Annotated in this window: 24 protein-coding genes; 11 read left to right on the forward strand and 13 right to left on the reverse strand. The window is 40.6% G+C overall.

Annotation, left to right across the window (positions count from 1 at the left end; all coding sequences use genetic code 11):
- Positions 1–27 precede the first annotated feature (27 nt).
- Entirely contained in the window at positions 28–2,538 is a 2,511-nt protein-coding gene (gene gyrA / locus QVC79_RS09155) for a DNA gyrase subunit A (protein ID WP_270594022.1), read from the reverse strand.
- A 196-nt stretch (positions 2,539–2,734) separates the two neighbouring features.
- On the reverse strand, positions 2,735–3,496 hold the full coding sequence (locus QVC79_RS09160) for an MBL fold metallo-hydrolase (protein WP_270594020.1): 762 nt from the start codon (positions 3,494–3,496) through the stop codon (positions 2,735–2,737).
- Positions 3,497–3,619: 123 nt separating this feature from the next.
- Between QVC79_RS09160 and QVC79_RS09165 the strand changes: the two genes are divergently transcribed.
- The gene (locus QVC79_RS09165; RefSeq protein ID WP_416336077.1) at positions 3,620–4,327 is read left to right on the forward strand and encodes an SAM-dependent methyltransferase; all 708 of its coding nucleotides are present in this window, start codon (positions 3,620–3,622) and stop codon (positions 4,325–4,327) included.
- Between the two features lie 14 nt (positions 4,328–4,341).
- Entirely contained in the window at positions 4,342–5,148 is an 807-nt protein-coding gene (gene thiD / locus QVC79_RS09170; RefSeq protein WP_124317379.1) for a bifunctional hydroxymethylpyrimidine kinase/phosphomethylpyrimidine kinase, read from the forward strand.
- 132 nt (positions 5,149–5,280) lie between these two features.
- On the opposite strand, the gene QVC79_RS09175 is transcribed toward thiD, so the two are convergent.
- From QVC79_RS09175 to QVC79_RS09185, 3 genes are all read right to left on the reverse strand, one after another.
- Positions 5,281–5,865, reverse strand: coding sequence for an alpha/beta hydrolase (locus tag QVC79_RS09175; protein WP_287642467.1), 585 nt, complete (start codon positions 5,863–5,865; stop codon positions 5,281–5,283).
- 159 nt (positions 5,866–6,024) lie between these two features.
- A complete protein-coding gene (locus QVC79_RS09180; protein WP_124318500.1) occupies positions 6,025–6,573 on the reverse strand; it encodes an NADH peroxidase in 549 nt (182 codons plus the stop codon).
- A gap of 17 nt (positions 6,574–6,590) precedes the next feature.
- Positions 6,591–7,028: a Fur family transcriptional regulator gene (locus tag QVC79_RS09185; RefSeq protein WP_124318502.1), complete on the reverse strand. Its 438-nt coding sequence runs from the start codon at positions 7,026–7,028 to the stop codon at positions 6,591–6,593.
- A 167-nt stretch (positions 7,029–7,195) separates the two neighbouring features.
- Between QVC79_RS09185 and QVC79_RS09190 the strand changes: the two genes are divergently transcribed.
- The 4 genes from QVC79_RS09190 (at position 7,196) to QVC79_RS09205 (ending at position 11,228) form a co-directional block, all read left to right on the forward strand.
- Entirely contained in the window at positions 7,196–7,525 is a 330-nt protein-coding gene (locus QVC79_RS09190; protein WP_270594014.1) for a hypothetical protein, read from the forward strand.
- A gap of 58 nt (positions 7,526–7,583) precedes the next feature.
- Positions 7,584–9,719 (forward strand): TonB-dependent receptor, encoded by a 2,136-nt coding sequence (locus QVC79_RS09195; RefSeq protein ID WP_270594012.1) that lies wholly within the window; start codon positions 7,584–7,586, stop codon positions 9,717–9,719.
- Positions 9,720–9,742: 23 nt separating this feature from the next.
- The gene (locus QVC79_RS09200) at positions 9,743–10,417 is read left to right on the forward strand and encodes a hypothetical protein (protein WP_270594010.1); all 675 of its coding nucleotides are present in this window, start codon (positions 9,743–9,745) and stop codon (positions 10,415–10,417) included.
- Between the two features lie 154 nt (positions 10,418–10,571).
- Positions 10,572–11,228 carry a superoxide dismutase gene (locus QVC79_RS09205; RefSeq protein WP_270594008.1) on the forward strand — a complete coding sequence of 219 codons (657 nt, stop codon included), beginning with the start codon at positions 10,572–10,574 and terminating at the stop codon, positions 11,226–11,228.
- 37 nt (positions 11,229–11,265) lie between these two features.
- Here the strand turns inward: QVC79_RS09205 and QVC79_RS09210 are convergent, their stop codons facing one another.
- The 6 genes from QVC79_RS09210 to QVC79_RS09235 are packed head-to-tail and all read right to left on the reverse strand — an operon-like array spanning position 11,266 to position 16,861.
- A complete protein-coding gene (locus tag QVC79_RS09210; RefSeq protein WP_270594006.1) occupies positions 11,266–13,437 on the reverse strand; it encodes a S46 family peptidase in 2,172 nt (723 codons plus the stop codon).
- A gap of 23 nt (positions 13,438–13,460) precedes the next feature.
- Positions 13,461–14,048, reverse strand: a complete 588-nt coding sequence (locus QVC79_RS09215; protein WP_270594005.1) for a Maf family nucleotide pyrophosphatase — start codon at positions 14,046–14,048, stop codon at positions 13,461–13,463.
- Positions 14,045–14,977 (reverse strand): geranylgeranylglycerol-phosphate geranylgeranyltransferase, encoded by a 933-nt coding sequence (locus QVC79_RS09220; RefSeq protein ID WP_270594003.1) that lies wholly within the window; start codon positions 14,975–14,977, stop codon positions 14,045–14,047. Before QVC79_RS09220 ends, QVC79_RS09215 begins: the two co-directional genes overlap by 4 nt.
- Positions 14,978–14,990: 13 nt before the next feature.
- Positions 14,991–15,518 carry a KdsC family phosphatase gene (locus QVC79_RS09225; RefSeq protein ID WP_118302398.1) on the reverse strand — a complete coding sequence of 176 codons (528 nt, stop codon included), beginning with the start codon at positions 15,516–15,518 and terminating at the stop codon, positions 14,991–14,993.
- Between the two features lie 20 nt (positions 15,519–15,538).
- The gene (locus QVC79_RS09230) at positions 15,539–16,378 is read right to left on the reverse strand and encodes a Rossmann-like and DUF2520 domain-containing protein (protein ID WP_270594001.1); all 840 of its coding nucleotides are present in this window, start codon (positions 16,376–16,378) and stop codon (positions 15,539–15,541) included.
- 3 nt (positions 16,379–16,381) lie between these two features.
- Positions 16,382–16,861 carry a hypothetical protein gene (locus QVC79_RS09235; RefSeq protein WP_124317196.1) on the reverse strand — a complete coding sequence of 160 codons (480 nt, stop codon included), beginning with the start codon at positions 16,859–16,861 and terminating at the stop codon, positions 16,382–16,384.
- A gap of 130 nt (positions 16,862–16,991) precedes the next feature.
- Between QVC79_RS09235 and QVC79_RS09240 the strand changes: the two genes are divergently transcribed.
- The 5 genes from QVC79_RS09240 (at position 16,992) to QVC79_RS09260 (ending at position 23,314) form a co-directional block, all read left to right on the forward strand.
- Complete coding sequence (locus tag QVC79_RS09240) at positions 16,992–17,780, forward strand: aminotransferase class IV (RefSeq protein ID WP_124317197.1); 789 nt, start codon at positions 16,992–16,994, stop codon at positions 17,778–17,780.
- Positions 17,781–17,891: 111 nt separating this feature from the next.
- Positions 17,892–19,262 carry a serine hydrolase domain-containing protein gene (locus QVC79_RS09245; protein ID WP_270593998.1) on the forward strand — a complete coding sequence of 457 codons (1,371 nt, stop codon included), beginning with the start codon at positions 17,892–17,894 and terminating at the stop codon, positions 19,260–19,262.
- Positions 19,263–19,264: 2 nt separating this feature from the next.
- Positions 19,265–20,386, forward strand: coding sequence for a glycerate kinase (locus tag QVC79_RS09250; protein ID WP_270593996.1), 1,122 nt, complete (start codon positions 19,265–19,267; stop codon positions 20,384–20,386).
- Between the two features lie 120 nt (positions 20,387–20,506).
- Positions 20,507–21,580, forward strand: a complete 1,074-nt coding sequence (gene buk / locus QVC79_RS09255) for a butyrate kinase (protein ID WP_124318451.1) — start codon at positions 20,507–20,509, stop codon at positions 21,578–21,580.
- 336 nt (positions 21,581–21,916) lie between these two features.
- Positions 21,917–23,314: a hypothetical protein gene (locus tag QVC79_RS09260; RefSeq protein ID WP_124316451.1), complete on the forward strand. Its 1,398-nt coding sequence runs from the start codon at positions 21,917–21,919 to the stop codon at positions 23,312–23,314.
- Between the two features lie 75 nt (positions 23,315–23,389).
- Here QVC79_RS09260 and QVC79_RS09265 read toward each other — a convergent pair whose 3' ends face one another.
- Both QVC79_RS09265 and QVC79_RS09270 read right to left on the reverse strand, forming a co-directional pair.
- Positions 23,390–24,541 (reverse strand): M20 metallopeptidase family protein, encoded by a 1,152-nt coding sequence (locus QVC79_RS09265; RefSeq protein WP_221230287.1) that lies wholly within the window; start codon positions 24,539–24,541, stop codon positions 23,390–23,392.
- A gap of 51 nt (positions 24,542–24,592) precedes the next feature.
- Positions 24,593–25,924, reverse strand: coding sequence for a nucleobase:cation symporter-2 family protein (locus QVC79_RS09270; protein WP_270593992.1), 1,332 nt, complete (start codon positions 25,922–25,924; stop codon positions 24,593–24,595).
- Between the last annotated feature and the right edge of the window lies 1 nt (position 25,925).

Here is a 25,925-nt window from a genome sequence, read left to right on the forward strand (position 1 = left end):
TTCCAATTAGATATCATGTGTAAATAATTATTCTTCATCATTCGACTCTGCTACTTCTGTTCCCTCCTGCCCTTCTTCCGGAAGATTCTCTTCTTTCGAAGCGGATACTTTCGCTACTGCTGCAATAGCATCATCATTTCGCAAATTAATTAATCTCACACCCTGTGTGTTACGTCCCATAACTCTCAAGGTACTAACATCCAGTCTTATCGTCAATCCTGACTTGTTAATAATCATCAAGTTATCTTCATCCGTAACGTCAAGCAAGGCGATCAGGTTACCTGTTTTTTCCGTCATGTTGATGGTCTTAACACCCTTACCACCTCTATTAGTGATACGATAATCCTCGATACTGGAACGTTTTCCATATCCATTTTCAGACACAACCAACACGTCGGATTTACCGGATTCAATGCAAATCATACCGATTACCTCGTCTCCTTCGTTATCCAGCGAGATACCCTTTACCCCGGATGCAGTTCTACCCATCGGACGAACTTTTTCTTCCGGGAAACGGATGGCTTTACCGGATTTGACCGCTATCATGATGTCACATTTACCATTGGTCATTTTTGCATCCAGCAATTGATCCCCGTCTTTAATTGTAATTGCATTCACTCCATTCGCTCTCGGACGAGAGTAGGCCTCCAAGGTTGTTTTTTTCACAATACCTTGTTTCGAGCATAATACAATATAGTTATTATTGATATACTCTTCATCTTTCAAATTGAGGATGTTGATATAAGCCTTCACCTTATCATCCGGCTCGATATTCAATAAATTCTGGATAGCTCTACCCTTAGATTGTTTAGTTCCTTCCGGGATTTCCCATACTTTCAGCCAGAAACATTTTCCTTTTTCAGTGAAGAACAACATGGTGTTATGCATCGTGGCCATAATCATATGTTCAAGAAAATCTTCATCTCTCGTGGCAGATCCTTTCGAACCTACTCCCCCGCGATTTTGAACCTTGTATTCGGATAGCGGAGTCCGTTTGATATATCCCATGTGAGAAATAGTGATTACCATTTCTTCATCGGCATAAAAATCTTCCGGGTTGAATTCTTCAGAGGCATAAACGATGTCTGTTTTACGCTCATCGTTATATTGAGCTTTCACTTGAAGCAGTTCATCTTTAATAATTTGCATTCTCAATTCTAAACTAGCTAGAATTTCTTTCAAATGCTCGATCAATTTCATGATGTCGTCATACTCGGCTCTTAGCTTATCTTGCTCCAGACCTGTTAGTTGACGCAATCTCATTTCAACGATAGCACGAGCTTGTACCTCCGTCAAGGAGAAACGTTCAATCAAATTATTCTTTGCTTCCTCCGGAGTTTTAGATGCCCGGATAATCCGGATCACTTCGTCAATATGATCACTGGCAATGATCAAACCTTCCAGAATGTGAGCCCGATCTTCCGCTTGCTTTAATTCAAATTGAGTACGCCGTGTAATGACATCATGACGATGTTCCACGAATAACCGGATCAAGTCCTTCAAATTCAACAAACGGGGTCTACCTCCCACGAGCGCAATGTTGTTCACCCCAAAAGAAGTTTGAAGAGCCGTATGTTTTAATAATGTATTCAGAACGACATTGGCAATGGCATCTTTTTTCAAATCAATAACGATACGCATACCGCTACGGTCGGACTCGTCATTAATATTAGAGATTCCATCTATTTTTTTCTCGTTCACCAGATCAGCAATGCGAGAAATCAATTCTGCTTTGTTGACCATATAAGGAATTTCGTGGACGATCAGTTTTTCCCGGCCATGAGGAGTTGTCTCCACGGATGTTTTCGAACGAACAACCACACGGCCTCTTCCCGTGTGATATGCCTCTTTCACCCCGGCATACCCGTAAATTGTTCCTCCCGTGGGGAAATCCGGCGCTTTTATGATCCGGATCAAGTCATCTATTTCAATATCCCGGTCATCAATATAAGCACAAATAGCATCGATCGTGTCACGCAGATTGTGAGGAGGCATATTAGTAGCCATACCAACCGCGATACCAGACGCACCATTCACGAGTAACAAAGGAATTCTGGTGGGTAGAACGCTGGGTTCTTTTAATGATTCGTCGAAGTTCGGAATCATGTCCACGGTATCCTTATCCAAATCCACCAATGTGTCCTCGGTTACCTTCATCAAACGAGCCTCTGTATAACGCATTGCTGCGGGGCTATCTCCATCCACGGAACCGAAGTTTCCTTGTCCGTCAACCAACGGATAACGCAAAGACCAACTTTGGGCCATACGTACCATCGCCATGTAAACCGAGCTATCACCATGAGGGTGGTACTTTCCGAGTACCTCTCCGACAATTCTCGCTGACTTTTTGAATGGTTTACCAGACGTAACACCCAATTCGCTCATTCCATATAATACCCTTCTCTGTACCGGTTTCAAACCGTCCCTAACATCAGGTAATGCACGCGACACAATCACCGACATTGAATAGTCAATGTACGAAGATTTCATCTCCTCCTCGATGTTGATCTTGATAATTTTTTCTCCGACGTTTTCCATTTATAATATTAAATTACACTATTAACGCATTGTTTTATAGGGTATTATTCTAAATTTCACCCCTATATTACTAAAATCCCACAAATGTAATAAAAACAGTGGATTAACGGAAATTTTAAGTCCTTTTTTATTCACATTCACTCTTGCCTTTCAGCAAGCATTTAACAAAAAGGAAAACGGAGCGGGCAATAAGATTTTAGAACTCAAATGATAACATATCATGAGCCAGTTGTATATTTTCAGGTAATTCCCGCGAGACCTCTTCGTGCAATCCCATCTGATGACCGATATGCGTGATGTAGGCCTGTTTCACGTGTAAGGTTTTCACCACATCAATAGCCTGATCCAGTGTAAAATGAGAAAGGTGAACTTCTTTACGCAAAGCATTAATCACCATATATTCGACGCCTTCCAGTTTTTTCATACTTGCCTCCGATATGAAATTAGCATCTGTGATATAAGCGAAGTTATCAATACGAAATGCCGTCACGGGGAGCTTGTAGTGCATCACCGTAATAGGTTCTATTTTAATCTCCCCAATCCAGAATGGTTCTTCATCTATCACGTGAATATTCATCTCAGGTACACCGGGATAACGGAATGCTGCGAAAGCGTAGTCATAATCCTTACTGATAACGTCTTTCGTTCTCTGGTTACAGTAGATGTCGACCTCGCCATTTTTGACCCAGTTAAAAGCCCGAATATCGTCCAGTCCCCCGATATGGTCTTTGTGTTCATGTGTCAGCAGCAAAGCGGTCACGTCCTTTACACCCGCCCGTAGCATCTGTGTCCGGAAATCAGGTCCCGCGTCTATAATTAGTTTTTTATCCCCAATATCAATCATGACAGAACTCCTTAAACGCTTGTCATTCTCATCCGTAGATTGACAAACAGGACATTCGCAAGCAATAACGGGAACCCCTTGTGAAGTTCCACTTCCTAAAATTGTTACTCTCATCTGTTGAAGACTGAAAAATAATTATATTCTGACATCGAAAATTCCATACAGAACGTTTTATTGTGTCATGCAAAAATAATAAGATTCGGAATAATCCTGTATATTTGCCCCAAACATTTTATTATGGGAAAATTATATTTGATCCCCAATTTACTTGGGGAGACACCGATAGAGCGGGTTATTTCTGATGATGTAGTTCATATCATTAAGAATATCAAAGTTTTTGCAACTGAAAACGTGAAAAATACCCGTCGTTATTTAAAGAAAATAGATAAAGCGATAAATATTGATGAACTCGTTTTTTTAGACCTGAATGAACATTCGGACATAAAAGATATTGAAACCTATCTCCCCTATCTGGCCGATCAAGATATGGGGATTATCTCCGAGGCCGGATGTCCCGGTATTGCAGATCCGGGAGCCGAATTGGTAGCATTAGCCCATAAACACGATTATCAGGTAATTCCTTTAGTGGGTCCCTCTTCTATTTTATTGGCTCTGATAGCCTCCGGGGCTAACGGGCAAAACTTCTCGTTTAATGGTTATTTACCCATTGCTAAGCCTGAACGCATTAAAACATTGAAAACTTACGAGAAACAATCTGCCGCAGAGAACCGGACACAATTGTTTATAGAGACCCCCTATCGGAACGTGCAATTATTCGAGGATATGATAGCCACCTTGTCCCCCACGACACGCCTCACGATAGCCTGTGATATTACGACAGAAAATGAATACATAAAAACCATGTTAATAAAGGATTGGAAACACGTGAAACCGGATATAAATAAACGTCCGACGATTTTCGTGTTATATGCCCGATCATTCTAAACCTTTTATTTGTCATGAAAACCTACAAGAGAGTATTATCTATAGCCGGTTCCGATAGCGGTGGTGGAGCCGGAGTTCAAGCAGACTTAAAAGCGATCTCCGCCTGCGGGTGTTTCGCCATGACTGCCATTACAGCCGTGACAGCTCAAAATACATTAGGTGTAAGAGCCATTGAATCTCTTCCTGTGAATGTCATAGAGGCCCAGATTAGGGCTTGTTTAGACGATATTGGCGTGGATGCGGTAAAAATTGGTATGTTACATTCCGTGGAAGTGATTCAAGCCGTCACGAGAGTATTAGCCGATTACCCGATCAAGCACATTGTCGTGGACCCGGTAATGGTGGCAACCTCTGGCGATCTGCTTGTGCAGCAAGAGGCCATTGCCGTGATGCAAAAGGAATTATTCCCGTTGGCTACCGTGATCACTCCCAATCTTTACGAGATAGAGATTCTCTCCGGAAAGAAAATACGCTCTCAGGAAGATTTATATCTTTCCATTCCTGCATTGAAAAATATCGGCGCTCGCAATGTCTTATTAAAAGCCGGACACTTGGAATGTGAAGAGATAACAGATGTTTTAATTGATTGTGAGAATGATTTGGAATATCGTTATCCAGCGAAGAAAATAATCACCCCGAACACGCACGGTACCGGATGCTCTTTATCATCCTCCGTGGCCTCCTATTTAGCCCATGATTTTCCCTTGAACATCGCCGTGGAAAAAGCCTTGAATTATCTGCATGGGGCCATTGAAACGGCAGCCGGGTACCAAATAGGGCATGGACATGGAGCCATTCATCATTTTTACAAGTGGTGGTGAGCCGTTCAAGTATGCTCGTTTATAGGTAAAACCCTAGTATAACTTTGTTATAACCCATAGATAAGGGTAAATCTAACAATAAAGCCGCCTCTATCAGTTAGAGACGGCTTTTTTCCTAATATAGTGTGATTGTCAATGTGTTTTAAACCAACGGAAGACATTCCGTACCGTTTTATCCAGAACAAGAGGATCTTCAAAATATTGTGCATGAGTAACGGAACCTTCCCATATAGCTAATTTTTCCTCCGCGCAGATCGTGTCGTACACGCGTTGAGCAGATTGATACTCCTTTTCGTTTTCTCTTCCGTGAATAACGATTGTCGGGATTTTTACCCGGGATGCCTCTTTGCGTTTGTAGCATCCTGCCACTAAAGCGATAGCTTTCAATCGTTTTTCCGCTTCTGTACTGGCCAGAACTTCATTCGTTCCGTTACATATTCCCATGGCGTACATTTTATTCGGGTCAACTTCATCTTTCAAGCTCAAATAATCAATGGCTGCTTTCACATTCTGAGTTTCCTCCATTCCTAAAACAACAAAACCATAGTTTGCCAATCGCGTGGCATATTGTAATAATACCGTGTTATTCGAGGCATCTTTGGGGCCTAAAACAAGTATTGCCGTTTTTTTACCTTTTTCTTGCGGATTACACAACCAGCCTTTACTATCAATTCCTCTATCTGATAAAGTGACGTCTTCGCATCTATAAGTTCTCATACAATTCTCCGTGTTAAATTCAATTTCGAGTGTTGTTACGGGAACTTACAAGGTAAAGTTACATGAAATACATATAAAAAATGTATTATTTTACTAACAAAAAGAGATCGTCTAAGTCTTGACGATCTCTTTAATATTATAAAAGCAATCTATGATAGATTACTTGAAATAACGATTGTATAATCCCTCGAAACCTTTACCGTGACGAGCTTCATCCTTACACATTTCATGAACAGTATCGTGGATAGCATCCAAATCCAATTTTTTAGCCAAGGTTGCAATACGTTTTTTATCCTCGCAAGCACCAGCCTCTGCTTCCATACGCTTTTTCAAGTTCGTTTTGGTATCCCAAACACATTCTCCTAATAATTCTGCAAATTTAGCCGCATGTTCTGCCTCTTCCCAAGCGTAACGTTTGAAAGCCTCTGCAATCTCCGGATAGCCTTCACGATCTGCCTGACGACTCATAGCCAAATACATCCCGACTTCTGAACATTCCCCGTTGAAATGCGCTCTCAATCCTTCAAGAACTTCAGGATCAACCCCTTTTGCTACACCAAGACGATGTTCGTCTACGAACGTCAAAGCACCTTCGGTTTCAACTAATTCTTTGAACTTGCTTTTCGGTTGTTTACATTGCGGACAAATTTCCGGAGCTTCATCTCCTTCATGAACGTAACCACATACAGTACAGATAAATTTTTTCATAACGCACTTTTTAAATGTTATAATAATATGTTTTTTCTTTTCTCTTCGGTGCATTTTTTACAATACCCCTTGTAATAAAGATGAATTTCTGTGATGATTAATTCCCCTACTCCTTCTAATTGTATCGCTTCTTGATTCTCAATCGGAAGATCATACACGCAACCGCACCCCAAACACATGAAATGAGCATGACTTGACGTGTCAATGTCAAAACGCACGTTTTTTTCATCAATCACGAGAGCTTTCACCGCACCCTGTTCCGTGAACAATTTCATCGTGTTATATATTGTCGTTTTAGACAACGTGGGCATGGTTGGATATAAAGCATTGTAAATTTCGTCAGCTGTCGGATGTACCCGGTGTACCATCAAATAATCCATAATTGCTATCCTTTGCATAGATGGTTTGATGTTATACTTAAGTAAATATTCCCGTGTTCCTTGAACTGTATTCATTATTTATTTGTAATTGTTACAATTTTATATCGAGTGCAAATATCGTCATCTTTTTTATAAATGCAACATTCCGGATTGTATTTTGTAAAAATTTAGAATAATTCTAATTAGTAATGTTCCCAATGAATTTTGGTTATCTCTATCCAATTATTTTATAGATTTGCACCATGTTTTTCATCGGACCATCGGTAAACATATTCGTCTATTTGCTTGTTTCAGCGTTCTTTGTGATATGTTTCTATTCACAAACTGAAATAAGACTCCCGGAAGCTATTCCGGGACAGGAAAGAATTATAGAATACCGGATCGGGAAAAACGAGACATACTATTGCCAGACGATGGAAGACGAGGAGATTATTTCCTCTCCAAACACTCCTTATTCAAAAATAACAGACGATCGATCGAGAACCAAGCAAGCTACCTATCTTGCTGCCTATGACGATCCTAACCTTGTTTCATTAGCACTAAGGGCCCCGCCTGTTAGCCTCTTGTTGTAATCCTTTAGAGGAAAGAGTGAAATATTTTACGGGATATATTAATTAAAAACAACATCAAATGCGGATAATATATAGCATTCTGCTATTGACATTTATCTCCGGGCATTTGTTCGCACAGCGGTCCGAGACCGTGCAGACAAATGACTCTACATTCAGTGTCATCAAACAATTAAAAGAAGTCGTCATCACGGCTGAAAAAAGGGAATTATCCATTAGCGAGATTCCTGTTGCTCTCAGCGTGATTAGTGGGAAAAACTTGTTGAACGAGAATAATCCGGATCTTCGGAACCTGTCAGGAATCGTTCCGAATTTTTACATGCAGGAAGGAGGCTTGAAACTATCAACACCGCTCTATGTTCGCGGAATTGGAACGGTATCCGGGACCCCACCCGTCGGTTTGTACGTGGATGGTGTCCCGATCTTTGACAAAAATGCCTTCATATTTGATTTGTATGACATCAAGCAAATAGAAGTACTGCGAGGTCCTCAGACAACCCTGTACGGTCGGAATAGTATCATCGGTTTGATTAATATCCGAACAAATCCTCCTGCGACAAAGTTTTCGTTGCAGGCAAAAGCAGGAGTTTCCAGCTATAACTCCCAGAATTACATGGTTATGGCTAATTTGCCTATAAACAAAGTTCTATATAACAAATTATCTTTTGCTTATAATCGCACGGACGGGTATTTCAAGAATGATTTTACTGGTGGGAAATCGAACAAATCGGATTCATACGATCTTCGTTACCAAGGAAGCGTGTTCACGGATGCAACATGGAAGGTCGCGTTTGGTCTGAACTATAATCATAGTTTTGATGATGGCTACGCTTATCATGCCGTTGATTCTTTAAAAGTACACCGCTACCGGGTCAATTATAATGCGGATGCATCCTATAAACGGGATTTATTGTCCACGTACATTAACATTCAGAAACATTTTTCTCAAACCCTGTTGAACTGGATCACTTCCTATTCCCGGGCTAAAGATAAACAGGTTTTGGATGCTGATTTCACGTATCATGATGTATTCCAAAATGGTAAGAAATCGAAACAGGATCTGATCACGCAAGAGATCAATTACCAGTCCTCCCAAGGCGAGAGAATCGATTGGACAATAGGAACATTTGGTTTTTACAAAGACTTGGCGAATGACTATTTGGCCACTTTTGGCTCGGAACGTCACTTGTTGCTCCCACTGGATCTGGATCAAGCATCGTACTACAATAACACCTCTACTTGGGGAATTGCCGGATACGGGCAAGTTACCGTGAAAAATCTCTTGCCGGGGATGTTCGTCACTGCCGGAATCAGGTATGATTACGAGAAAGCGTCTCTCTCCTACCGGGATAGTTTGTTATTTCACGGGGCAAGCCAGTTCACCGGTTATCATGATTGGGACGAAAAACATTCTTACGCGGCTTGGTTGCCCAAATTCTCCATTCTACAAAAATGGAACGAGCAGTTATCCACCTACTTGAACATATCTAAAGGATATAAAGCCGGTGGGTACAATATCATTTCGAATGAAATGACCACGCAGGTTGTAGAACTGGAATATGGTAAAGAATCTTTGTGGAATTACGAACTTGGAGCTAAATACTTTAGTGCCAACGGACGGTTTAACATGAATGGGGCGCTTTTTTATATTGATTGGAAAGACCAGCAAATTTTTGTCATGGAGATGATGGGGCCGATTATTAAAAATGCGGGAGACGCCCGCAGTATTGGAGCGGAAATTGATTTAAGCTGGGAATGTCTGCCACGATTGGTTTATTTCCTTTCCTCAGGATATAGTAATTCGGAATACTACCACCACTTAACCAAGGAATACGAGGGGAATAAAATTGTCATGGCCCCGGAATTCACGATGAACACAGGGGTAGCGTACTCCAAAGCAATCAAGTTCTCATTATTCAAATCTTTCACAGCAACCACGTCTGTTACCGGTTTCGGGACCCAATATTTTGATGAGGCGAACACCATGAAACAAGATCCTTATTTCCTTTGGAACATAGATTTGGGCATTTCCGGTAAACACATCGATTTCCACGTGTGGGGTAAGAACATTTTGGATAAAAGTTTCTTTTGCTACATGTTCAACAGCCCCGTGGGCAAGAATTTACCAGAATACATGAAATCCGGGCAATCTGGAGCTCCCTCTCGATTCGGGGCATCTATAACAATAAAACTATAAACACATTTTAAATTTATCTAGATATGAAAAACAAATTAATTTACTTGATCTCTGTACTATTTGTGGCAGTTGCATGTTTCTCTTGTAGCGATGATGATGATGATAATAACGATAAAGACCTTATCGGGACTTGGAATTATACAAAAAAGACAAGTGATATTCATTTTAAATTTGAGTATAATGGCGATGAGATCAGTTTTCCCGAAGGATTGATTCCATCAGGGGTTATCCCAGAAGGAATACCGGGAATTAGCGAAACAGGGATTAATGTTGCCATAATTAAAATGGCGTTGCCGGGAATTGCGAATAAATACATGTCTCTATATTTCCGAGGAATCAATTTTACATCTGAAACCGAAATGGAAATATTTATGACCATGAATGATCAGCCTGCAACTTTAAAGACGACTTACACTATTCAAAAAGATATTATAAAGGTCAGTACACAAAGTGATGGTTTTAAAGAATTGTTAGGTACAATTCCCGTGAAATCTATTGATTTGAATTACAAAATTGTAAATAATGAATTGACGGTATATTTAGGTACATCTTACGTGAAAACTCTTCTTGCCGCAGTTCCGCTTATTTTAAGCAGCACGGAATTACCGGCTGACCAACAGGCAACGATTAAAACCTTTGTTGAAACTTTTTCATCTAACCTAAAAACATTTGAATTCGGAGCTAAATTAAGCAAATAGAGTTTTCCAGATACGTGGAACAAATACGGGTAGTTATCATTTTCACTACCCGTTTTATTTTTTTCATAGAAAGCAGTAACTTTATCCATATTTTATCGTATCCTTAGTATAGAATTTGTAAATTTAAAAGCAGTTTAATTTAAAACATAAAGATATGAAAACAGAAGAGTACAAAGAATTGGATGTATTGATGTCATCAGAGGTTATAAATACAAAAGGTGAGGACAACAAATTTAAATTACCCCCTCTACCCTATAAAGAAAATGCGTTAGAACCTTGTATCAGCGAACGTACTATCCAATATCACTACGGAAAACATCTCGCAACTTATATTACAAACCTGAATAATTTAATCGTGGGTACCGAATTCGAAAAAATGTGTTTAGAAGGTATCGTGATCAAATCCGAAGGTGGTATTTTCAATAATGCAGCACAAACATATAATCATATTTTCTATTTCGAGACTTTCCAAGCTCATCATGCAGCACAAGTCGCTCCGACAGGAAAAATAAAGGAATTGATTGATAAATCATTTGGAAGTTTCGATGCCTTCAAGGAAGCGTTTGCTAAAGCAGCCACCACCTTATTTGGTTCAGGATGGGCCTGGTTGGTTGTGGACAAAAAGGGGAAACTGGAAATCGTACAAACCGGTAATGCAGATACTCCACTGAAACATGGAAAGAAACCCGTGTTGACAATTGATGTCTGGGAACACGCTTACTATTTGGACACCCAAAACGCTCGTCCGAAATACATTGAAAATTATTGGAACATTATAAACTGGGACGTTGTAAACAAACGCTTAGGATAAAAGAAAATCGGGAGTTTTACTCCCGATTTTTTATTACTTAATGAATGATTACCATCTCGTCAATCAATCTTTGCGCTCCTGCATATTTATCAATGATAAACAGGACATAGCGAATATCAACAGCAATATTCCGACAAATCTCTGGGCTATATTGCATATCTGACATCACACCTTCCCAAGCACGGTCAAAGTTTAAACCGATCAAATTACCTTCTGCATCCAGAACCGGACTACCGGAATTACCGCCAGTCGTGTGATTCGTCGCGATAAAGCAAACAGGAACTTCCCCGTCTTGAGTGTAAGGGCCGAAATCCCGATTCTTGTACAAATCCCGTAATTTCTGGGGTACATCATAATCATAGATATTTGGATTATCCTTTTCCATGATACCTTTCAATGTCGTGTAGTGCGTGTAATAAACAGCGTCAGTTGCATGGTATCCGGCAACTTTTCCGTATGCTACACGTAAGGTTGAATTCGCATCCGGATAGAATGTTTTATCGGGCTGCATCTCCATCAATCCGGCAATCCACAACCGATTCAATAATTTCAATTCATTTTCAATCCGGCTCAATTCGGGACGAATTTCATCCGCGTACAACGTGTAAATTCCGGTCGCTACTCCAAGAATCGGATCTTTTTCAATTTTCGTGATTGATTTCTCTGATAAATTGTCGATGAATTTCAGCAAATTATCCTTATGCGTGAATATTGATTTTTTAAACAAGTCGGCAGCATAACGATCGGGAGCGTTCAGTTTAGCATATTTCGGGCTCAAACGAACGACTGACGGTATCCATTGGTCTCCGACTTCCTCATTATTATACAACTTGAACATTTCGGTCAATATCCGTTGATCCGTGGTCACATCGTAATCTTTATAGAAGGCCTCAACGTAATTTTTCAAAGATGTTTTAAGCTGTTCCTTATCCGGAAATTTGTCATAGTTATCCAATACCTGTTCTATTTCACGGGCAAATTTTATGATTTCTGCACCTCCCAATCCGGCCTCCGAAGCATAAGCTGCAGCCAGAACATATTCTTTACGAGCGTCATATAACGCTTTGTAACGATCCGTCAAACCGATATACTCGGTTTTTCCATTACTTTTAGCCCAGTTGTTGAAATTATTTTCAAGAACTCTTTTATTATCAGCCGTTCTGAAACGATCCAATCCTTTAATCTCTCCCTGCCATTTTTTCCAAGCATTAGCAACACTTGCAGCTTTAGCAGCATATTTTATACGCAACAATTCATCCGACTCCATGGCGGCATTGATTACCGCCAATTTTGCTGTGCGGATTTTGATCTTATGCGGGTCTTCAACAGAAGCAATTTGATCTATCGCGTAAGAAGTCAGGTACTCGTTTGTCGTTCCGGGATAACCGAAAACCATCGTAAAATCACCTTCTTGCACCCCCCGTGCAGAAATCTTAAAGAATTTAGCCGGTTTATAAGGCACGTTCTTATCTGATATAGCTGCCGGCTCATTGTCCGGTCCCGCATAAATACGCAAAACGGAAAAATCACCCGTGTGACGCGGCCATGTCCAGTTATCCGTATCCCCTCCAAATTTACCGATAGCAGAATTCGGAGCCCCGACTAAACGAACATCCCGGAAGATTTTAAACACGGAAAGAAAATATTGATTTCCGTTAAAATACGGCTTTATATTAGCCGCCAGATTGGTTCCTTTAACAGCTTCCGCCTCCAATTTCCGGCATATTTCATTCACCTTCTTCGTACGTTCGCTTTCAGACATCCCGGCATTCAATCCTGCATTGATTTTATCCGTGACATCCTCCATCCGAACTAAAATAGAAGCTGTTATCTTGGGATTAACCAACTCATCCGCCATGGATTGAGCCCAAAAACCATCCCGTAGATAGTTATGTTCCAAACTGGAATGAGCTTGGATCATGCCAAAAGAGCAGTGATGATTCGTAATCACCAATCCTTGATCACTCACGATCTCCCCGGTACAAAAGTGATGAAACGGAGAACCTTCATTACCCAGCCCGATAACGGCATCTTTCAATGAGGCTTGGTTGATGTCGTAAATATCCTCCGCTGTTAATTTAAAACCGGCTTTCTGCATATCTTCTATGTTGTATTTTTTCAACAACATGGGAATCCACATTCCCTCGTCAGCTAAACTTGGTAAAGTCAGCAGAATGAAGGCCAAAAAACATAATGTAATTTTTCTCATTTACTGGTATTTTTGAATGTTATTTATTGAAATTGTAATTTCCGCAAAGTTTCATATAATTTCTGTATCGGTAATCCCATCACGTTATAGAAAGAACCTTCTATACGCTCGATCCCGATGTACCCGATCCACTCCTGAATCCCGTAAGCTCCCGCTTTATCGAATGGCTTATACGTGTCCACGTAGAATTCAATCTCTTCATTTGATAAACGCTTGAAAAACACGTCTGTCCGTGAAGAGAAAGAAAGTTGTTCCGTACGAGTGGTTACGCTCACACCCGTTACCACTAGGTGACGATTTCCTGATAGCTCCTGTAACATCGAAATAGCCTCTTTCCGGTCAGCGGGTTTACCTAAAATCCGGTCATGAATACAAACTACCGTATCGGCTGTTATCAATACTTCATCAGCCTTTAGCTCCTCTCGAAAGGCTGAGGCCTTTACTTTCGATAAATATTCCGGTACATTCTCCCAATGGAGTTCTTGAGGATATTTTTCTTCAACATTTTTCAACCGGACTTCGAAGGTAAACCCTGCATCTTTCATCAATTGCTGTCTCCGTGGTGATGCGGAGGCCAATATTAATTTATAATTTTTAATAGAATGCATCATTCACACAACTTACAAAATACACTGACTCCTATGCACAAAACCATAATCAAACGAATCATTCGCAACTGGAATTTCATCTTGTCATTCTTCAATACCGCGTAGCCGTAAAACAAGTATGGTATAATCAAAGCTACAACAAAATAAATCCATACGATCGGGGTTCGTGTAAATCCGAATAACAAAAATAGGATCAACGATGTGATGGCAATCGTGATCAACCCGATGATCACCTTTCTCGTTGCCGGAATACCAAATTTTACAGGTAAAGTAACGATTCCATCAGCCCGGTCGCCATTTATACTATATATGTCCTTGTTGATCTCGTAGATCAGCATATTAATAAAAAGAAAATACGAGAAACATACTGTCCAGTAGAACACGTAGGCAAAACTAACGTGCGTTTTCAAAACGACATCCGAGTACACATCACTCAATAACGGGATTTCGAATGTAATCACGGTAAGCGGGATTAATCCGGCCAAAATAGCCACAACGATATTTCCCCAAATAAAACGTTTTTTTATCCGGGAGGAATAAAACCACAATACCAATGATATAATTAAAAATAAGAATACGATCTCAGCATGATGAGCTTCTCTCGCCAGATAATACGCGATTCCCACGGCCACAACATTCAAAATAGAATGTAGAATGATTGCAGCCCTGCGGCTAATGGTTTTCCCAACAATCACGGGTCTGTTTCCCGAAATACGGTCCGCCTTCGTGTCAAAATAATCATTTATGACATAAGCGGCCGACACCAGACAACACACGGCTATTACCAGTAACGAGAAATTGCTTTCCGGCATTTGCAGGGCAAAACCAGCTTTCTCCAGCACGGGCTGGACAACAAAGAAACGCATGGCATACATGGTAAATGCCGTGAATGCGATCGTTCGTAGGCGTATTAACTTGAGAATTTCCAACATCTTATTCTTTAACTTACATACATTTCACGTAGCATTGGGTATCCATCCATTCGCCTTTTGCTTTCAGTACTTGAGCCACGACATCCCGTACGCATCCAAGGCCCCCGGGCGTGTCAGAAATATAACGGGAAATGGCTTTGATCTCTTCGCACGCATCCGAAGGACATACCGGCATACCCACGATTTTCATCACGTTGTAGTCTGGTATATCATCTCCCATATACATCACATTTTCCGGGTTCAGATTATATTTTTGCAAGAACTCGTTCAACGCTTCAACTTTATTCGCCACGCCAAGATACACGTCCTTCACACCCAATTTCTCAAAACGTTCTCTTACCCCGGGAGCCTGCCCCCCGGAAATGATACAAACCGGGTATCCCTTCTTCGTGCAGTACATCATGGCATAACCATCTTTCGTACAGGATGTACGAATCAAGTCTCCTTCCGGTGTTATATTCATTTCATGACGTGAAAAAACTCCATCTACATCGAAAGCAAAAGCTTCTACCTTCTTTAATTCCTCTTTGAATAATTTCATAGCGTTCGTATTTATCTAATTTACCACAATGTGGGCATATCTATTATATCTTGCGAGATCTTTTGATCCCCCGTCTCTTCTTTATCTTGCGTTTCCTTTATTCCTTCCGACAATATCGTGTATATTTTCAGCAAATCTTTGTCATTCTTCAACATATTCTTATGCATATTCATGATACTCTCGTCCCCCCGCTTGGCCGGTCCGGTTTGAGCCTCTTCCGGATTAAGGAGCATCACTTTATGTGCCGTCTCGAAAATCAAAGGACGTAACATAGCAAAAGATAGTCCTTTGTTTTCTAGCAATTTGCCTGCCACTTGATACAAATAATTAGGGAAATTACAGGCAAAAACTGCAGCCAGATGCAATTCTTTACGCTGGACCGAGTCTATCTCGTATATTTTATCCGACAACTTTTCCGCAAACTTTTTAATTCGTTCCTTCACGGGCCCCGTGTTTCCCTCCACACATAGCGGGATCTCCCTGAAATCCAGTTCCCGTTTCTTAGAAAAGGTTTGTACCGGATAAATCACCCCGTAGTGTTGGGAACATGATTTGAATACATCCATCGGTTGACTTCCTGAAGTGTGTAGAATCAACGCATCATCTGGTATCCTAATAGCCTTAATAATAGATGGTAAAACATCATCACTTACACAAAAAATATAAATATCTCCATCCGGATACACCTCATTTACTTCAGCCGTGTAAGATATTCCCGTCTTCATTCCCAGTTGCCGGGCAGAATCAAGCGTACGACTATAAATCTGACATAAATTCTCTCCCGCTTTTAAAAGGGCTCCCGCCAGATGATGAGCGACATTCCCAGCCCCGATCAATATGATTTTATCTTGTTGTTCCATGTATTAGTAAGCAATATTTTTAGGAGATAATACCCCGTTTTTAATAGCTTCTAAAAGACGTTCACTCGCCTTGTGAATGTCTTCATTGAAAACTTCGGAAATTAAAACTAATTTGCCATCGATTATTTGTAAATGTTTATATCCGTTCTTATTGTCCGCTTGATTCAATAATATCAAATCATTCCCGGGAATGAACGTGTGAGTCATTTGGTTGCGAAGTTTATCATACAAAAAACCATTATCATTTAACAACCGATAACGCCCGCCGAATAACTTCTTTACCCCAAGAGAAAAACGTTTGGCCGACTGCCCTTTGGCTTTCATGGGTTTATTATCTAAAAAACTTCCCAGAACCTCAATCGCTTGCCCCATGATGACAAATTGCATATATGACAAGCCCACGCCCTGCAACTTAGTAATTTCATCCACAATCACTTCACGTATGAAATGCTCTATCCGTTCTATTTGCTCTTGTGTTTCCATATATCAGCCAAAAATAGCGCAAATTATCGAAAGTAACAAGCCCCATTTTCTCTCTCTAAAATTTCTGAACATTTCCGGTTATATAATCGTTTTAAAGCATAAATTCGCGACACATAAAAGGAGATAAATTATGATGTTATTTAATAATAAACCCATCGATAACAAGGAATATTCCGAAGACATCCTAAATGAAGGACTTAGTATATATGAAGTATGCCGGGTTTTTAGAGGCAAAGTTATATTTTTAAACGACAACCTTTTACGGCTTGACAATTCAATAAAAAAATCAAATATTGCCATTGATTTGAATTCATTACACGTGGCAGACCAATTAAACCGATTGATTCAACTTGAAAATATCAAGGAAGGAAACATTAAATACGTACTTCGGGTTACCCCGACGGGAATCGAACAATATGTCTATCAGATAAAACATTCCTACCCGTCGGAAGAAGCTTATCAACATGGAGTGGATACGGTTACTTGCCATGCTGTCCGTGAGAATGCCGAAGTGAAATATGTCAATTCTGGATTACGGGAAATGACCAACAAGATCATTCAGGAACAAGGAGTTGCTGAAGTTTTATTAATCGATCAAGATAACTGTGTGACAGAAGGTTCTCGTTCAAATGTATTCTTTATCCGGGATAACGTGTTTTACACGGCTCCTCTTCCCCATGTTTTGCCGGGAACCAGTCGGAAACGGGTATTAAATATCTGTCAGGAAGACGGGTTGACCGTGGTGGAACAAAGAGTGAATTACAAAGACATTGCCTCCTATCAAGCAGCCTTTATAACGGGGACTTCCCCACTTGTGTTGCCCATCGCTCATATAGACGGAATAGCTTTCGACCCGCACCACCCATTGCTGGTGAAAGTTATGGAACACTACTTCAATTTATTAAGTAAGAATTTTTAAAGGTGTTTCACATCTGATCTCTTTGAATAAAAATGTATTTTTATTAATATTGCAAGCGTAATATTCCATCTCAAAAGAATATTACGCTTTTTCCTTTAGATTGCAGATGTAATGAAATATATTATACTAATTATATTATTCTTTTTAGTTATCAGTTTCAGACCTTGGAATTCTTTCACGAAAGAAATTCAGGTTGAAAAAGATTCTATTCCCCAAGACACGCTTGCCGTAGCAGTACATGATTTATTCACGAATGAATATTCTGATCTAGTTGAAACCAAGCGTTTAGATCAAACGATTGAACGTTTTATGAATCAGTGGGAAATAAAAGGGGCTTCCCTCGCGATCATGAAAGATGGGAAACTGATTTATAGCAAGGGATATGGGTATGCCGACGAAGAAAATGAGGTGAAAACCGATGTGAACCACATCTTCCGAATTGCCTCGGTTTCCAAGCTAATCACGGCGGCAGGAATCATGAAATTAATTGAAAACGGGATTCTATCCTTGGATGATAAAGTATTTGGCGAGGAAGGTATTTTAAGCGACACGACACTTTATGCCCCGATAAAAGATAAACGGGTGAATAATATCACCGTGGCAAATCTTCTACGCCATCAGGGGGGATTCACCAATCGTGCAGGAGACCCCATGTTCTGCCCGGTAGATATCGCAGAAAAAATGAATGTTCCGGCACCAGCCGACTTGAATACCATCATTAAATTTGTTTTATCTCGACGTTTAGGCTTCACACCGGGGACAAGCACATGTTATTCAAACGTGGGTTATGGAATATTATCAAGGGTAATAGAAAAAGTTTCCGGAAAAAACTACGAAGAATTTATTCAAGACAGCATACTCATTCCTGCCGGGTGTTACGATATGCACTTGGCCCATAATCTGGATAAAGACCGATATTTCAACGAGGTCAGGTATTACGAACAATCAGACGCAGACCTGATCCGTTCATGCGATGGGCGGGACACGCTAGTATATCGCAGTAACGGGGGAAACAATATCGAGGCTCTTTACGGTGCCGGTGGCTGGGTAGCTTCCCCGACGGAATTATTACGTTTCCTTTCTGCCATAGACGCTGACGATTCATATCCGGATATATTGACAAAAGAAAGCGTGGAGACCATGACGAAATGTGTGAAAAATGCTTTGCCTCTTGGTTGGATGAACACAAACAATCAAGGTGATTGGTGGCGTTCCGGTACTTTGGCGGGAACCAGTGCCATGTTGAAACGTCAACGGGACGGGTTCTGTTGGGCATTTATCACAAACACGAGCAATTGGACCGGACCTCGTTTTCCTCATAAGATTGAAGGTATGATGGCTCGTGCCATGGATCGGGTAAAAGAATGGCCGGACAGAAATCTGTTTGATCCTGATTACTGCAAGGCTTTCGAAGACGGGAAAAAATTGCTGGCCAATGAAAAAGGAGCCCAAGCACATCCCGTGCATCCTGACAATATCTAACCATGAACCTCATAAACAACCGTAATATTCTTCTAGCTCCTAACTCATTCAAGGGAAGTCTGGATGCTTTCGAGTTTTGTCGAATCCTAGCCTCTGAATTAGAGGAATGTGGATTTCATACGATCTCTCTTCCATTAGGAGATGGCGGTGATGGAACAGCCCGAATTGTGGCACATTACCTTCATGCACACCCTATCAAGACGAAAACGGTAGATGCCTTGGGACGTGAGCATTTTGCCTCGTATTACTTAAAAGACAACACGGCTATCATTGAATTAGCCGAAGCTTGTGGTCTGAAACATTTGAAACGAGAGGAATATGACATCTTGAACACGAACACGGCAGGATTCGGTGTTTTAATCAATCACGCCCTCTCGCAAGGAGCGAACAATTTGATTCTGTGTGTTGGAGGAAGTGCCAGCGTGGATGGAGGAACAGGGACTCTGCGAGAAATGGGATTGACAATTGTCAATAACTCTCTGAACAGAAATTATATTACAGGTATTAAGGATATTAATATCGAATTATTGCAGCAAAGGTTTAAAGGAATCCACATTACAATACTATGTGATGTTGATAATTCTATTTGTGGACCGGAAGGTGCAGCCGCTGTGTTTGCCCCGCAAAAAGGAGCATCACCAGAACAAATTGTCATGCTTGATAATCAATTGTGCCTTTGGAGTGCTTTATTAAAACAGCATACAGGTAAAGATGTAACCCGGTTGAAACATGGAGGTGCCGCAGGTGGAATCACGGCAGCCATGCACGCTTTACTAAATGCACAACTTATTTCGGGTTCCGAATATTGCCTGACTCTCTCCCATTTCCACGACAATCTTTTACAAGCCGGAATTGTTATCACCGGAGAAGGAAAAATTGATATCCAGTCCTTTTATGGCAAAATTCCGGGAACAGTTGCAACCTTATGTTTGCAACAAAACGTTCCGGTTTATGCCGTTGTCGGATTGGCAGAAAAACAGGTCCTTACCCGTTTCGATAAAGTATTCACGATGAGCCAGTATGCCCGTTCTATTCAAGATTCTATAAAAAATGCCCCGTACTACCTAAAGATCATTGCTCAAGCCATTGTTGATACCCTTTATTCATCCGCTTATTCGGATTGATTCTCTATTATAAATAAATTATCACTTTTTCTTTGAGTTTTGCTTACAATTTATAAATTTTGCAGCCTCATAACGTGCGAAAAAGAATAATTATTAATATTTAAAATAACAATTAAAACTATGTCATTTAAAATTCTTGCGATCAATCCGGGATCAACTTCCACGAAAATTGCAATCTTTGAAGATGAAACAGAGAAATTTGTAAAGAACATCAAACATTCCGCAGAGGAAATTGCGAAATTCGATAGCGTGGCTTCACAATTCCAATTCCGGAAAGATATTATTCTTTCTGAACTGAAGGATGCCGGATTTAATATTAACGAGATCAACGCGATCGTTGGAAGAGGTGGTTTAGTTAAACCTATCGAATCCGGTGTGTATGAGGTAAATGAAGCTTTAATTAACGACTTGAATAATCCTCCTCTTGGCGAACATGCCTCCAATTTAGGTGGTCTGATCGCAAACGATATCGCAAAATCTCTTAACAACGGAACAAAAGCTTATATTGCAGATCCCGTAGTAGTAGATGAGTTGCAAGAGGTAGCTCGTTTGACCGGACATCCTGATTTCACAAGAGTATCAATCTTCCATGCCTTGAATCAAAAAGCAATAGCACGGACTTATGCAAAAGAAATTGGGAAGAAATACGAAGATATAAACTTGATTATTGCGCATCTTGGTGGAGGCGTTTCTGTTGGAGCGCATGATCACGGACGGGTAATTGACGTGAATAATGCTTTGGATGGTGATGGTCCTTTTTCACCGGAACGTTCAGGAAGTCTTCCTACCGGTCAGTTGGTAAAACTATGTTTCAGCGGTAAGAAAACCGAAGCAGAAATCAAGAAAATGTTGAAAGGTGCAGGCGGATTAGTGGCTTATCTTGGAACAAACGATGCTTACGAAGTAGAAATAAAGGCAAAAGAAGACCCGAAATATAAATTGGTACAAGATGCCATGTCTTACCAAGTAGGTAAAGCTATTGGTGAAATGGCTGCCGTGCTAAAAGGTAAAGTTGATGGTATCCTGTTAACCGGAGGAATCGCTCACAACCCCTTCTTGGTTGACTACGTGAAAGAGATGGTTGGATTTATCGCTCCGATAAAAGTATATGCCGGAGAAGATGAAATGAGAGCATTAGCCATGAACGGACTGATGGTTCTTCGCGGAGAACTTTCTGGAAAAATCTACAAGTAATAATTTAGGATTAGTAATAGATTACAAGTGACTGGTTAATAAATTTAGCCAGTCATTTTTTATTGAGTACAATACCTTATATTTGCCTCGCAGACACACGGGTATCTCTCCGTACTCTCGTTAATATCTCATTTATATTTTAATATATTCTATCTTAAAAATCAATTGTTCGTATCGTTAACCTATCGATGACCTACAATTAACCTATCAGTGAGACACCGGGTTATCTATAATGTAATACTACCGGGAATCCAAGGAACACTCTAATGGCTCTAAAGAAGTATCTTTGCATATTTTTTTGTAGTTTTGTAACGATACAAAATATAAATAACAAAAATGAAAGATACCATTTATTCGTTCAAAATGTTGAGCTTGTTAATAGTCCTTGCATTTTCAAATTATAGCATAGCTCAAGAAGTATCCTTGAAAAAACAGGATGTAAAAACAAAAGAAAAAATCACGACCCATTTCTCCGGTCACCTGTCAGGTAATGCTGATGCCTATAAAGACAAAAGCACACTCAAATCAACTGATGTGAAAAAGATGCAGCAAATCGTGTGGGATGCATGGAAGGAGGCAAATAACAAATTCTCCGAGCAGAAACTGATTAATCTTGATAAACTGGAAAAAGCAAATTCAGGAAAATGGACTCTCCCACAGGAACTGGAACCCAATGCAATCATGCCGTATTACTGGGGTTACAAGGGGGATGCAGAACCGGAAGGAGGTTTCCCATTATATCTATACACGCATGGTTCTGGAGATAAAGCCAGTGAATGGAGAACGGGAATCAACATATGTCAAAAGTTCGATGATGCTCCATCGGTTTACTTCATACCTCAGATCCCCAACATGGGCGATTACTATCGTTGGTGGCAAAAGGCAAAGCAATTTGCTTGGGAAAAGATGTTACGTTTAGCTTTCGTATCCGGAAAAATAAATCCCAATAAAGTTTACTTTTTCGGAATATCAGAAGGCGGATACGGTAGTCAACGGTTAGCATCATTTTATGCGGATTATCTGGCTGCAGCAGGCCCGATGGCTGGAGGGGAACCTCTGAAGAATGCACCCGTTGAAAATTGCAGAAACATCGCCTTCTCCCTGTTAACAGGAGCAAACGACAGGGGATTTTACAGGAATAAGCTTACGCAACGCACGAAAGATGCGTTTGATAAATTAGAAAAAGCCAACCCGGGTCATTATATCCATCGTATAGAACTTATTCCCGGTATGGGACACGGTATAGATTACAAGCTTACAACTCCTTGGTTGAAACAATATACCCGGAATCCCTATCCCAAGCATGTAAGTTGGGAGAACTTTGAAATGGATGGTTTATACCGTAATGGATTCTACAACTTATTTGTTGAAGAACGTTCTAATGATGATACGAAATCCAGAACCCATTATGAAATGGATATACAAGAGAATAATATTTCCTTAAAGGTTGATTTAGTTACTTATAAAGCAACAGAAATTGATCCGAACTGGGGTATCGAACTGGATTTTGAAAAGAGCTATCAACCCGCAACAAAAGGGAAAGTAATCATTTACTTGAATGATCAACTGGTAGATCTAGACAAGGAAATTACATTGGTAGTAAATGGAAAAGAGGCTTTCAAGGGAAAAGTTAAACCACAACTTAAAAACATGGTGAACAGTTGTGCTGCATTTTTCGACCCGGAAAGAATTTATCCGGCTGCAATAGAAGTAAATATTGCAGATTTACAGTAATATCGGAATATACGATTAAAAATCCCCAAGACTCTAACTCTTGGGGATTTTTAATATGTGTCCTAAAGTATTTCATTAACCCAACATCCTGACACAATTTTCCACCATTAGCGCAATACCCGCTTTCATAGCATTCTCGTCGGGAGCCATTCTCGGATTGTGAAGTGGAGGCATACTCTCCTGTTCCAGCGGACAAACACCCAAGACCCAGAATACTCCCGGAATCTTCTCCAAGTAAATGGCAAAATCTTCTCCTAAGGTAAGATGATCCATTGGGATCACATTGTGTTCTCCCAGTAAATCTGTTGCATTTTTCTTCACAAATTCTGTCAAACTCTTATCATTCACCAACACGGGCAATCCATTCCAAGTTTTATCCAAATGGAATGTGCAATCGTATAAATCACAAATGGTGTTTGATTTTTCCTCGATTAATTCGAATATCTTATATCGTAAAGAGTTATCGTGTGTCCGAACTGTTCCCAACACGTCTACCCGATCCGGAATTACGTTATTACACGTGCCACCATGAATAGACGTGATCGAAAGAACCGCCGGGATCAACGGATCTCGAAATTTAGTAATTAACGTCTGGTAAAATTGTATCAAGCAAGCCGTGGCCAATATGGGATCCGAACCCATGTGTGGCATGGCAGCATGAGTACCTTTACCTTCCACGGAAAAAATAATATTATCTGAAGAGGCGAAAAAGGCCCCGGGACGAATTCCGATAGTTCCGGTCGGAAGGTTCGGGAAAACGTGTTGTCCGAATATAGCTTGCGGAACGGGTTCTTTTAAAAGTTCGGGAAGTAATAAACGAGCCCCTCCCGGACGTTTCTCTTCACTGGGTTGAAAAACAATTTTTATTGTTCCCTGTAATTTGTCTTCTCCGGATTTAAGAACAAGTGCAGCCCCTAAAACCATAGCCATGTGCATATCATGCCCACAAGCATGCATCATGTCTTCATTTTGAGAGCAATAGGATAATCCTGTCTCTTCCTTGACTTTCAGAGCATCCATATCAGCCCGGATTGCGATACATTTCTCTCCTTTCCCCACGGTTGCAATTAATCCCGTCCCCACTTTTTGGTACGGGATTCCATTCTGTTCCAGTACTTCCGCAATATAGCGTTGCGTCTCCACTTCTTGCATGGCGAATTCCGGATGTTGATGAAAATAACGCCGGAATTCAACAGCCAAAGGGTAAATCTCTTCTATTCCTATCATTTTATGCTATAATCTAATTTAAGAATCAACTCTTAAAGGTTGGTTTCACGATTATTCTTTCACGTGTATCAGTACATTCGACACAATTGCCGTCAAACCTCCCGTCGTGATTCCGGAAGAGAATATATTTTTAATGGTATCGGAACAACTGTTCAATATTTCCGGAATGAATTCGACACTTAATCCCAAGGAGAAACTTAATGCTATAACCAGCGTGGCTTTCCTATTTATATTCTGGGAGGCAATAATACGGATTCCGGCAGCAGCGACCGTACCGAACATAAGTAGTGTCGCTCCCCCCAGAACCGGTTCCGGCATTAACGAGAACACCAGCCCGACAGCAGGAAAAAGTCCCAATATCACTAAAAAAGCGGCAATATAATATCCCACATAACGACTGGCCACTCCCGTTAATTGTATCATCCCGTTATTCTGGGCAAACACGGAATTCGGGAAAGAATTAAATGCCCCTGCCAAGAAAGAATTGAAACCATCGGCAAGGATTCCCCCGGAAGCCCGTTTAATAAACCTCTCTCCTTCCACGGGTTCCCCCGAAATCATGGAATTAGCCGTAATATCACCATAAGCCTCGATAGCCGTGATCATGTAAATCAACCCGACGGCAATAAATGACGACCAGCTAAAAGCCAACCCGTATTTAAAAGGAACAGGAATATTTACCCCGGAATAACTCTGTACAGAAGAGAAGTCTATCATACCCATGAAATAAGCGACCACATATCCCACGATTAACCCGATCACGATGGAACTCATCCGTAGATATTTATTATTACTCCGGTTAAAAAAGATGATCAAAACTAACACCAGTAAAGCCAATCCGAGATTCTCGAAACTACCGAAAGTACCGTTTTCTTTAGCAATAACACCCCCACCACAAGCCGTAATACCTACTTTCACCAGACTCATCCCGATTAATGTTACCACAATTCCCGATACCAGCGGGGTAATGATTTTCTTGGCATATTTCAAAATCCTACTTATCAGCATCTCAACCACTGAACCTGCCATGCACACCCCGAATATCAGAGGCAAACCACCCGCCAATCCCGTAGATATAATCGGGCCGATAAACGAAAAACTTGTTCCTTGAATACATAATAACCCGGTTCCGATAGGTCCAACCCGTCTACATTGAATAAAAGTCGAGACACCGGAGGCAAAAAGAGCCATCGAAACGAGAAAACCCGTCGTTTCCAAGTCAAGGTTCAACGCTCCGGCAATAATTAACGGTGGAGTTATAATGGCAACAAAAATGGCTAATAAATGCTGTAACGCAGCAAAAAAAGCCTCTTTAAAAGGCGGACGGTCCTCTATTCCATAAATAATGGCCGAACTAACCTGACGATTGGTCGTTTCACTCATG

It is taken from the genome of Butyricimonas sp., assembly GCF_019423355.1.
Taxonomy (GTDB): Bacteria; Bacteroidota; Bacteroidia; order Bacteroidales; family Marinifilaceae; genus Butyricimonas; species Butyricimonas faecihominis.

What these genes read in the sequence shown, in the direction of transcription:
- gyrA (WP_270594022.1), bottom strand. Translation starts at nt 2,538, where the DNA reads ATGGAAAACGTCGGAGAAAAAATTATCAAGATCAACATCGAGGAGGAG.
- QVC79_RS09160 (WP_270594020.1), bottom strand. Translation starts at nt 3,496, where the DNA reads ATGAGAGTAACAATTTTAGGAAGTGGAACTTCACAAGGGGTTCCCGTT.
- QVC79_RS09165 (WP_416336077.1), top strand. Translation starts at nt 3,620, where the DNA reads ATGGGAAAATTATATTTGATCCCCAATTTACTTGGGGAGACACCGATA.
- thiD (WP_124317379.1), top strand. Translation starts at nt 4,342, where the DNA reads ATGAAAACCTACAAGAGAGTATTATCTATAGCCGGTTCCGATAGCGGT.
- QVC79_RS09175 (WP_287642467.1), bottom strand. Translation starts at nt 5,865, where the DNA reads ATGAGAACTTATAGATGCGAAGACGTCACTTTATCAGATAGAGGAATT.
- QVC79_RS09180 (WP_124318500.1), bottom strand. Translation starts at nt 6,573, where the DNA reads ATGAAAAAATTTATCTGTACTGTATGTGGTTACGTTCATGAAGGAGAT.
- QVC79_RS09185 (WP_124318502.1), bottom strand. Translation starts at nt 7,028, where the DNA reads ATGAATACAGTTCAAGGAACACGGGAATATTTACTTAAGTATAACATC.
- QVC79_RS09190 (WP_270594014.1), top strand. Translation starts at nt 7,196, where the DNA reads ATGTTTTTCATCGGACCATCGGTAAACATATTCGTCTATTTGCTTGTT.
- QVC79_RS09195 (WP_270594012.1), top strand. Translation starts at nt 7,584, where the DNA reads ATGCGGATAATATATAGCATTCTGCTATTGACATTTATCTCCGGGCAT.
- QVC79_RS09200 (WP_270594010.1), top strand. Translation starts at nt 9,743, where the DNA reads ATGAAAAACAAATTAATTTACTTGATCTCTGTACTATTTGTGGCAGTT.
- QVC79_RS09205 (WP_270594008.1), top strand. Translation starts at nt 10,572, where the DNA reads ATGAAAACAGAAGAGTACAAAGAATTGGATGTATTGATGTCATCAGAG.
- QVC79_RS09210 (WP_270594006.1), bottom strand. Translation starts at nt 13,437, where the DNA reads ATGAGAAAAATTACATTATGTTTTTTGGCCTTCATTCTGCTGACTTTA.
- QVC79_RS09215 (WP_270594005.1), bottom strand. Translation starts at nt 14,048, where the DNA reads ATGATGCATTCTATTAAAAATTATAAATTAATATTGGCCTCCGCATCA.
- QVC79_RS09220 (WP_270594003.1), bottom strand. Translation starts at nt 14,977, where the DNA reads ATGTTGGAAATTCTCAAGTTAATACGCCTACGAACGATCGCATTCACG.
- QVC79_RS09225 (WP_118302398.1), bottom strand. Translation starts at nt 15,518, where the DNA reads ATGAAATTATTCAAAGAGGAATTAAAGAAGGTAGAAGCTTTTGCTTTC.
- QVC79_RS09230 (WP_270594001.1), bottom strand. Translation starts at nt 16,378, where the DNA reads ATGGAACAACAAGATAAAATCATATTGATCGGGGCTGGGAATGTCGCT.
- QVC79_RS09235 (WP_124317196.1), bottom strand. Translation starts at nt 16,861, where the DNA reads ATGGAAACACAAGAGCAAATAGAACGGATAGAGCATTTCATACGTGAA.
- QVC79_RS09240 (WP_124317197.1), top strand. Translation starts at nt 16,992, where the DNA reads ATGATGTTATTTAATAATAAACCCATCGATAACAAGGAATATTCCGAA.
- QVC79_RS09245 (WP_270593998.1), top strand. Translation starts at nt 17,892, where the DNA reads ATGAAATATATTATACTAATTATATTATTCTTTTTAGTTATCAGTTTC.
- QVC79_RS09250 (WP_270593996.1), top strand. Translation starts at nt 19,265, where the DNA reads ATGAACCTCATAAACAACCGTAATATTCTTCTAGCTCCTAACTCATTC.
- buk (WP_124318451.1), top strand. Translation starts at nt 20,507, where the DNA reads ATGTCATTTAAAATTCTTGCGATCAATCCGGGATCAACTTCCACGAAA.
- QVC79_RS09260 (WP_124316451.1), top strand. Translation starts at nt 21,917, where the DNA reads ATGAAAGATACCATTTATTCGTTCAAAATGTTGAGCTTGTTAATAGTC.
- QVC79_RS09265 (WP_221230287.1), bottom strand. Translation starts at nt 24,541, where the DNA reads ATGATAGGAATAGAAGAGATTTACCCTTTGGCTGTTGAATTCCGGCGT.
- QVC79_RS09270 (WP_270593992.1), bottom strand. Translation starts at nt 25,924, where the DNA reads ATGAGTGAAACGACCAATCGTCAGGTTAGTTCGGCCATTATTTATGGA.